The organism is Corynebacterium sp. (assembly GCF_012837295.1).
Taxonomy (GTDB): domain Bacteria; phylum Actinomycetota; class Actinomycetes; order Mycobacteriales; family Mycobacteriaceae; genus Corynebacterium.
On record NZ_DURI01000118.1, the window covers coordinates 1 to 7,873 of the forward strand.

4 protein-coding genes and 1 pseudogene are annotated in these 7,873 nt (G+C 71.4%); all 5 read left to right on the forward strand.

What is annotated here, in order from left to right; genetic code table 11:
- A pseudogene (locus GX015_RS03930) lies at positions 1 to 757 on the forward strand (hypothetical protein); the annotation flags it as partial.
- A complete protein-coding gene (locus tag GX015_RS03935) occupies positions 754 to 1,314 on the forward strand; it encodes a DUF732 domain-containing protein (protein ID WP_291342947.1) in 561 nt (186 codons plus the stop codon). The pseudogene GX015_RS03930 and the gene GX015_RS03935, both read left to right, overlap by 4 nt.
- Before the next feature lie 5 nt (positions 1,315 to 1,319).
- Positions 1,320 to 2,240: a cutinase family protein gene (locus tag GX015_RS03940; protein WP_291342949.1), complete on the forward strand. Its 921-nt coding sequence runs from the start codon at positions 1,320 to 1,322 to the stop codon at positions 2,238 to 2,240.
- 378 nt (positions 2,241 to 2,618) lie between these two features.
- Entirely contained in the window at positions 2,619 to 4,454 is a 1,836-nt protein-coding gene (locus GX015_RS03945) for a FadD32-like long-chain-fatty-acid--AMP ligase (protein ID WP_291342950.1), read from the forward strand.
- A gap of 28 nt (positions 4,455 to 4,482) precedes the next feature.
- Positions 4,483 to 7,873: beta-ketoacyl synthase N-terminal-like domain-containing protein (locus GX015_RS03950; protein ID WP_291342953.1), on the forward strand; the 3,391-nt coding region annotated here is incomplete at its 3' end.

Sequence of the window (7,873 nt, forward strand, 5' to 3'; positions counted from 1 at the left end):
CAACATGGGTTCGTGCCTGTCGCCGGAGTACGAGGCCGGCAACGGTGGCGTGGCGCAGGACTTCACCAACGGCCGCGCCTACTGGCACCCGGCCACCGGCGCCCAGTTCGTGTGGGGCCGCATCGGCGCCCGTTACCACGAGGTCGGTGGGCCGCAGTCGCCGCTGGGCTACCCGAAGACGAGCGAGATGGCCACGCCCGACGGCAACGGCCGCTACGTCCACTTCGAGCACGGCTCCATCTACTGGACGCATGAGACCGGGGCGTACCTGGTCATGGGCGATTTCATGAACCTGTGGGGCAACGAGGGCTGGGAGAAGGGCCGCCTCGGCTACCCGACCTCCGACCGCCGCGACATCCCGGGCGGCGTGGTCCAGGACTTCCAGGGCGGGCAGATCGTCAAGCCGGCCGCGGGTGCGCCGCAGATCGTGCTCGGCGCGATCGGCGTGGCGTACCGCGCGGGCGGCGGCGCCGAGGGCCCGATGGGCTTCGCGCTGACCGGCGAGATCGACATCCGCGACGGCGGCAAGTTCCAGCGCTTCGAGCACGGCAACATCTACTGGTCGGCGGCGTCCGGCGCCCACGGCGTTCCCGACGGCGCGATCATGGATCACTGGGGTACGACGGGCTGGGAGAACGGCCCGTTCGGGTACCCGGTGGGCCCGCAGAAGCAGATCCCGGCGGGTGGCCTGGAGCAGGAGTTCCAGGGCGGCTGGATCCGCCAGATCAACGGCAAGATCGAGGAGGCCCGGCGATGATCGCGCGCATGCGCTCCGGTTCGGGCGGCGCCCCCGGGGCGGGACGTGCCCGGGCGGCGGTGCTCGCGCTGATCGGCGCGGGGTCGCTGGTCCTGGCGGCGTGCGGTGATTCGACGGTGGAGTCCGCCGACGTCACCGAGACCACGACGGCCACGGACGAGGCGGCGTCGAGCACCTCCGAGACGTCGTCGACGAGGACGTCGGAGACGTCGCGGACCTCGGCGCGCAACTCCGAGGAGCGCGACATCACGGAGCCGGGCGCCGCGCGCGCCAGCTCCGCTCCCGACGGCCGCATGCCGTTGTCCGGCGACGACGAGGACTACCTCGACGCGCTGATCGCCGCCGGCATCGACGTCGAGGGGACGGAGGATCAGCTCATCGCCGCGGGCCACGTCCACTGTGGCGCGGGCGCGGCCGACTCCGGCGAGGGCGCCGAATCCGATGAGGCCGTCGTCAATGCGGTCGCCGGCCAGGTCGTGGCCCAGGAGCGCACGGAGAAGGACGAGGCCGCCGTGGCCCAGTCGATTGCGAAAGCGGCCGAATCGGCGTATTGCTAACGGGCATGCGCAAAACGCTCACCCTGCTCGCGGTCATCGTCCTCGTCGTCGCCATCGTCGCCGGCGTGGGGCAATGGCTGCGCCAGTCGCAGGTGGGGGAGCCCGGCATGCCGGGCCCGGGGCCGCAGGCGCAGCAGCCCGAGTGGTGCCCGGCGGTGGAGGTCATTTCCGCCCCGGGCACGTGGGAGTCGCGGGCGGACGATGATCCGCTGAACCCGACGGCGAACCCGAATTCGCTGATCCTCAAGGCGTCGGCGCCGCTGCAGGCGTCGTATGCGCCGGAGGACGTGAAGGTGTGGACGGTCCCGTACACCGCCCAGTTCCGCAACTTCAACGCCCAGCACGAGATGACCTACGACGATTCGCAGGCCGAGGGCCGCGCCCGCATCCAGGAGGAGATGACCGCGACGCACGCCGAGTGCCCGCTGACCGGTTTCGTGCTCATGGGCTTCTCGCAGGGCGCGGTGATCATGGGGGACATGGCGGCGCAGATCGGCAACGGCAACGGTCCGGTGCCGGCCGAGCGCGTGCTCGGGGTCGCCTTGCTCGCCGACGGCCGCCGCGAACCCGGCAAGGGCGTGGTGCCCGGCAATCCCGTGGCGGGAGTCGGGGCGGAGGTCGCCCTCGCGCCCGTGAACATGCTGGTCCAGCCGATCGTGCCGGGCGCGACGATGCGCGGTGGCCGAGAGGGCTTCGGAGAATTGAACGACCGCGTGCAGGACATCTGCGCGCCGGGCGACACCGTGTGCGACGCGCCCCCCGGCATCGGCAACGCCATCGCCCGGGCGCAGGAGTTCGTCGCCGCCAACGGCGTCCACGCGACGTACGCGGACAACCCGAACATCATCCCGGGCACCACGTCCGTGGCGTGGACGGAGAACTGGGCGCGCGGCCTCATCGACGGCGCCCTGGCCGCCGAGGGATAGGGGCCGGCCGGTCCGCGAGCGATGCGCGGCGATCGGCGGGGCCGGGTTCGGCGATCGCCGGGTTGCCCGCGGTGGGAAGCGGGGCCGCTCGTTCGGTGTGCGACCGTTACAGGTTGAGGGAAAGCGTCGCAAAGCAAGTGTCTCTTGCGTACCGTGAGTCTCACCAGTCACACCCGTTTACACCCTTTACGTGACTTATGGCACGCCGACCGTCTACGGTTTTTAGTCACGAAAGTAATCTGCGCTAGCGTGGCCCCCGCCGACGGTCGTCCGATGCGACCGGCGGCGCGCCACCATCCGAAAAAATAACGGGTCGGTAACGTTATGGGCCCGGAGTGCGACAAACCACCACAGACGACGCAACAACTGAGGAGCACCATGGATCTGAGCATGCTGATGGGCCAGTTCATCGATGCCGAGGGCAACTTCGCCTTCCCCGACGACATGTCCGTGCCGAACCTGTCCGAAATGATGTGGCAGATCAACACCATGAAGGACGAGCTCGACCTTCAGCAGGTCGCCTTCCATGACTTCTCCGGCTCCCGCGAGGGCGAACTGGTCACCTACACGCGCGCCGAGGTCAACCGCCGCATCAAGGCCGTCGCCGCCCGCCTGCAGCAGGTCGGCGAGCCCGGCGACCGCGTCGCCCTGCTCATGGGCAACAGCCCCGAGTACCTCTTCGGCTTCCTCGGCGCCCAGTACGCCTGCCAGGTGGCCATGCCGCTGTACGACCCCACCGAGCCGGGCCACGGCGACCACCTCAACGCCGTCCTCGAGGCCGCGCCGCCGAACGTCGTGCTGACCAACAAGCGCTCCGCCGCCGCCGTCCGCTCCATCTTCGCCGCCAAGCCCGCCGCCGAGCGCCCCCGCGTGCTCACCATCGACGCGCTGCCGGACTCGCTGGCCGACAACTTCGTGTCGCCCGCCGAGGACGCCAAGTACGCCCCGCAGCTGGAAAAGGACGCCGTCCTGCTGTTCACCTCCGGCTCGTCGCGCACCCCGGAGGGCGTCCGCATCGCCGGCCGCTCCATCCTGTCCAACGTCTTCCAGGTGCTCTCCGCCGCCCACCTGCAGCTGCCGCTGCGCCTGGTGACCTGGCTGCCGCTGCACCACAACATGGGCATCGTCCTCGGCGCGTTCGTCACCGCGCTGGGCCTGCCGTTCGACATCATGACCCCGCGCGACTTCATCCAGCACCCCGAGCGCTGGATCGAGCAGCTGAACAAGCGCGGCGACGACGACGTGAACATCTACACCGTCGTCCCGAACTTCGCCCTCGAACTGGCCAACCGCTTCGCCGTGCCGGAGGAGGGCTCCGGCCTGGACCTGTCCAACGTCGACGGCCTCATCGTCGGCTCCGAGCCCGTCACCGAGAAGGCGACCCGCGAGTTCCGCGCGAACTTCGAGAAGTTCGGCCTGCCGACCAACGCCATCCGCCCGGGCTACGGCCTGACCGAGGCGACCCTGCTGGTCACCCTGCCGCAGGGCGAGGAGCGCCCCCGCGTGACGTGGGTGTCCCGCGAGTCGCTCAACGAAGGCGAGCCGCAGCGCGTCGAGCCGGGCACCGCCGACGCCGTGCCGCTCATGTCCAACGGTTCCGTGGCCAAGCCGCAGCACCTCATCGTCGTCGATCCCGAGACCCGCACCGAGCTGCCCGACGGCAAGATCGGCGAGATGTGGGTCCACGGCGACAACATCCCGCTGGGCTACCTCACCGACCTCGAGCAGTCGGAGAAGGTCTTCGGCAACGACCTCGCCGCCCGCCGCGACGGCGGCTCCCGCGCCGAGGGCGTGGCCGAGGACGCCAAGTGGATGGCCACCGGCGACCTGGGCGTCTTCCTCGACGACGAAATCCACATCACCGGCCGCATCAAGGACCTCATCGTCATCGCAGGCCGCAACCACTACCCACAGGACATCGAGGCCACCGTCACCGAGGCCTCCGACCACGTGCGCCCCGCCGTCGTGGCGGCGTTCTCGGTCGAGGGCGACGACGTCGAAAAGCTCGTGATCATCGCCGAGCGGGACTTCCGCAAGGACGAGTCCGGCGACGCCGCGGCGATCGCCGCGATCCGCGCCGCCGTGACCTCCTCGCACGGCATCCAGCCGGAGGACGTCCGCATCGTCGGCATCGATGAACTCCCCCGTTCGTCTGCCGGTAAGATCGCGCGACGAGTGGCCCGCGCCGCCTACCTCGACGGCGGATTCGAGTAACCGCGAACTATTAAGGACAAAGCCCACGATGGATGACAACAACGGACGATCCGGCATGACGGTCGCCCAGATGCGCGATTGGCTGCGCGACTGGGTGATCACCACCACCGGCCTCACGTCGGAGGAAGTCACGCCGGAGCGCCCGATGGAGGAGTTCGGGCTGTCCTCCCGCGACATCGTCATCCTGTCCGGGGAGCTGGAGAGCCTCCTCGACGTGCGGCTCGACGCGACGATCGCCTACGAGTACCCGACCATCGCGAAGCTCGCGGTGCGGCTGGTCGAGGGCGACGTCGACAACCCGGACGACTCGGCGTACGACGCCTTCCAGACCGGTGCGGAGGCCGCGCGGTCGCGCAGGCTTCGCGACGAGAAGCTCACCGACATGGACATCGCCGTCGTCGGCATGGCGGCGCGGTACCCCGGCGCCCCGAACATCCGCGAGATGTGGGATCTGCTGGTCTCGGGCCGCGCCGGCACCGGTGACCTGCCCGAGGGCCGCTGGTCCGAGTACGAGGGCGACGCCGACATCGCCGCGGAGATCGCCGAGTGCGACACCCGCGGCGGCTACCTCGACGACGTCGTGGGCTTCGACAACGAGTTCTTCGGGCTGTCGCCCCTCGAGGTCGAGAACATGGACCCGCAGCAGCGGATCCTGCTTGAGCTGACGTGGGAGGCGCTGGAGAACGCGCACCTGCCGGCGTCCGAGCTGCGCGGCGAGGCCGTGGGCGTGTTCATGGGCTCGACGACGAACGACTACGCCATGCTCATGGCGTCCGATCCGTCGGCCGCGCACCCGTACGCGCTGACCGGTTCGTCGCCGTCGATCCTGGCCAACCGCATCTCCTACGCCTTCGACTTCCGCGGCCCGTCCATCACCATGGACACCGCGTGCTCGTCGTCTCTGGTGTCCATCCACCAGGCCGTGCGGGCGCTGCGCGACGGCGACGCCGACGCGGCGGTGGCCGGCGGCGTGAACCTGCTGGTGTCGCCGCACGCGACGCTGTCCTTCGGCAAGCTGGGCGTGTTCTCCAAGACGGGCGCCATCCACGCGTTCTCCGAGGACGCCACGGGCATGATCCGCGCCGAGGGCGCCGGCGTCGTGGTGCTCAAGCGCCTCGAGGACGCCGAGGCCGACGGCGATGACGTGCTCGCCGTGATCAAGGGCACCGCCGTCACCTCCGACGGCCGCTCCAACGGCCTGACCGCCCCGAACCCGGACGCGCAGGTCGACGTGCTCCGTCGCGCCTACGCCGACGCCGGCATCCGCCCGCAGGACGTCGACTACATCGAGGCCCACGGCACCGGCACGATCCTCGGCGACCCGATCGAGGCCTCCGCGCTGGGCACCGTGCTCGGCCGCGGCCGCGACGCCGCCAACCCGACGCTGCTGGGCAGCGCCAAGACCAACTTCGGCCACACGGAGGCCGCCGCGGGCGTCGCCGGCGTGATCAAGGTCGTCCTGGCCATGCGCAACGACGTCCTGCCGCCGTCCCTGCACTACGCGGGCCCCAACCCGTACATCGACTTCGACGGCGGCCGCCTGGAGGTCGTCGAGGACCCGCGCGAGTGGCCCGAATACTCCGGCCGCAAGGTCGCCGGCGTCTCTGGCTTCGGCTTCGGCGGCACCAACGCCCACGTCGTGCTCACCTCTCCGCCCGCGGCCGCGCCGCAGGAGGAGAAGACCGCGCCGATCGACGCCGCCGCCGCGCGCGAGGCGGGCATGCCCGCGCTGCTGCCGGTGTCCGGCCTGCTGCCCTCGCGCCGCCGCCTCGCCGCCGAGGACCTCGCGTCCTGGCTGGAGGCCAACCGCAAGGCCGACCTGGGCGACGTCGCCCGCACCCTGGCCTCGCGCTCCCGCGGCCGCTCCAAGGCCGTCGTGCCCGCCACGGACGCCGCCTCGGCGATCGAGGGCATGCGCCGCGTCGCCGAGGGCAAGACCGGCCCGGGCATCGTCTCCGCCGACGCGCCGCTGGCGCAGGGCCCGGTGTGGATCTTCTCCGGCTACGGCTCGCAGCACCGCAAGATGGGCAAGGACCTCCTGGCCCTGTCCCCGGTGTTCGCCGAAACCCTGGCCAAGTGCGACGAGATCATCGTCGACTCCGTGGGCTGGTCGCTGCTGGAGCTCATCGCGGACGACGAGCGCACGTACGACCTCGAGTCCGCGCAGATCGGCATCACCGCCATCCAGGTCGCCCAGGCCGACATGATGCGCGCGCTGGGCGCCGAGCCCGCCGCCGTCGTCGCCATGTCGATGGGCGAGATCGCCGCGGCCTACGCCGCCGGCGGCCTCACCCTGGAAGAGACCATGCGCGTGGCCTGCGCCCGTTCTCGCCTGATGGGCGAGGGCGAGTCGATGCTCGCCGAGGACGAGCAGGGCGGCATGGCCATGGTCGAGCTGTCCGTCGACGAGCTCGACGAGCTGCTGGCCGCGCACCCGGAGTTCGCCGGCGTCGAGCCCGCCGTCTACGCCGCCCCGACCATGACCACCGTCGGCGGCCCGAAGCCCGCCATCGGCGCGCTGGTCGAATTCCTGACCGGCGAGGGCAAGATGGCCCGCCCGCTGGCCGTGAAGGGCGCCGGCCACACCTCCGCGCTCGACCCGCTGCTGGGCGAGCTGTGGGCCGAGTGCTCCGACGTCGAGCCGACGCCGCTGACGGTGCCGCTGTTCAGCTCCGTCGACCGCGGGGTGACGTACCAGCCGGGCGACGTCGTCCACGACGCCGACTACTTCGTGCGCTGCACCCGCCAGTCGGTGTGGTTCTCCGACGCCGTCTCGCGCGCCTGCGCCGCCGGCTACACCACCTTCGTCGAGTTCGCCCCGAACCCGGTGGCGCTCATGCCGACGATGGCCACCGCCTTCGCCGCCGGCCTGCCGGACGCGCAGCTGGTGCACCTGCTCAAGCGCAAGGAATCCGCCGGCGAGTCCATCGCGGCCGCCTGCGCGACGCTGTACGCGCACGGCCACGACATCGATCTTTCCGCGCTCGCGGGCCCCGGCGCCTTCGCCGACCTGCCGGGCATCCACTGGCGCCACCAGCGCTTCTGGACCGCCGCGCGCCCGTCCTCGGGCGGCCGCTCCAAGCTCCCGGGCTCGCGCACGACGCTGCCCGGCGGCGACGTCGCGTACGCGGGCGACGCCGCCACCGCGCCGTCGATCCACGCGATCATCGACGCCGCCGTCGCCGACTCGGTGCCGGGCGCCACGGTCCTGGCGGTCGAGGAGTCCGGCGCCCTGCCGGCCTCCGGTGAGCTGACCACCATCGTTTCCCGCCACCCGGGCGGTGCCGTCATCTCGGTGTACGCCGTCGAGTCCGGCCGCACCGAGCTGCTGGCCAAGGCCGGCGTGGCCACGGTGCCCGCCGCCGCGGGCTCCCCGATCTCCGCCGCGGGTGCCGCTGGCGCGGAGTCGACCGCCGCGG